This window comes from Streptococcus sp. GMD4S (genome assembly GCF_000296955.1).
Genome location: NZ_AJRE01000512.1, coordinates 1 through 1,261, shown reverse-complemented (window position 1 = coordinate 1,261; position 1,261 = coordinate 1). Strand labels below are relative to the sequence as shown.

The 1,261-nt window shown below is 44.5% G+C and carries 3 protein-coding genes; all 3 read right to left on the bottom strand.

Annotated features, from left to right (window positions below; all coding sequences use genetic code 11):
• Positions 1 to 266: NAD(P)/FAD-dependent oxidoreductase (locus GMD4S_RS12220; protein WP_000754633.1), on the bottom strand; the 266-nt coding region annotated here is incomplete at its 3' end.
• Positions 267 to 282: 16 nt separating this feature from the next.
• Positions 283 to 1,080 (bottom strand): Nif3-like dinuclear metal center hexameric protein, encoded by a 798-nt coding sequence (locus GMD4S_RS12215; RefSeq protein ID WP_000881141.1) that lies wholly within the window; start codon positions 1,078 to 1,080, stop codon positions 283 to 285.
• Positions 1,067 to 1,261 (bottom strand): tRNA (adenine(22)-N(1))-methyltransferase TrmK (locus tag GMD4S_RS12210; RefSeq protein ID WP_000697077.1); only part of this gene is annotated, 195 nt, incomplete at its 5' end. The genes GMD4S_RS12210 and GMD4S_RS12215, both read right to left, overlap by 14 nt.

The window sequence follows — 1,261 nt, the reverse complement described above, 5'->3', positions numbered from 1 at the left end:
GAGCGTTGGTAAAAGTCGATTTCCTGACCAGACTTTTCTAAATCAGCCAACAAATCCACATAAAAGTCAGCTCCCAAGCGCGCCATCTTGTACCAGGCTTTATTACGGCGTTTGGAAAACCAAGGACTGATAATTCCCGCTGCTGCTTTGGTAGCCTGACCTTGTCCATGGTCAAAAACGGTCACCTCTAGGTCACTTTCTTTAGAAAGGTAGTAGGCAGCAGTTGCCCCTACAATCCCTGCTCCAATAATGGCAACTTTTTTCATTGTCTTCACTTTCTAACTAGATATGGTGGAAAGGATTGGTCGATGCTTGACTAGGTAAAATATCAATGTCCCAGCCTTTCTCTTCCTTCCATTGAGTAAGAAGTGCTGCGACTCTTTCCACAAAAAGCACTTCTATATAGTGACCTGGATCCAATGCCAACAGGCCATCAGACAACATATCCTGGGCAGTGTGGTAGTAGATGTCACCAGTAATGTAGACATCTGCCCCCTTAGCTAAAGCATCCTTATAGAAAGATTGACCACTACCGCCACAGATGGCCACTCTTGAAATAGGCTTCTGCAAATCACTCTCTTGATAATGCACCATTCGAAGGCTATCTAGACCAAAGACTTGCTTGATATGCTGAGCAAATGCTCCAAAAGTCTGTGGTTGAATGTCACCAATACGCCCAATCCCACGTTCTGGACCTGTTTCCTGGAGATAAGTCGTCTCCTCAATGCCTAGCATCTGGCAGAACCAGTCATTGAGACCATTCTCAACGATGTCAATATTGGTGTGACTGATATAAACGGCGATGTCATGCTTGATAAGGTCGATGTAAATCTGATTTTGCGGACGGCTGGCTACCAAGTCCTTGATGGGACGGAAAATTGGCGCGTGCTTGACGATAATCAAATCCACACCCTTTTCAATAGCCTCTGCCACCGTCTCTTCACGAATATCAAGGGCAACCATGACCCTTTGGATATCCTTGTCCAAAGTTCCAATTTGCAGGCCACGGCTATCTCCCTCCATTGAAAATTCCTGAGGGCAAAAGGCTTCATATGCGTTAATTACTTCACTTGCTAACATGGAGCACCTCCTTGATGGCTTGAATTTTATCTACTAGAACTTGACGTTCCTCCAGATTTTTTTCTGGGATTTGGCTAAGAGCGAACTCTAGCTTAGTAGCTTCTTTTTGCCATTTTTTGATAAAGACTGAGCTGACTTCTTTGGACAAGAAAAGTCCAAAGCGAACATCACTGGTTGATAG

What these genes read in the sequence shown, in the direction of transcription:
- GMD4S_RS12215 (WP_000881141.1), bottom strand. Translation starts at nt 1,080, where the DNA reads ATGTTAGCAAGTGAAGTAATTAACGCATATGAAGCCTTTTGCCCTCAG.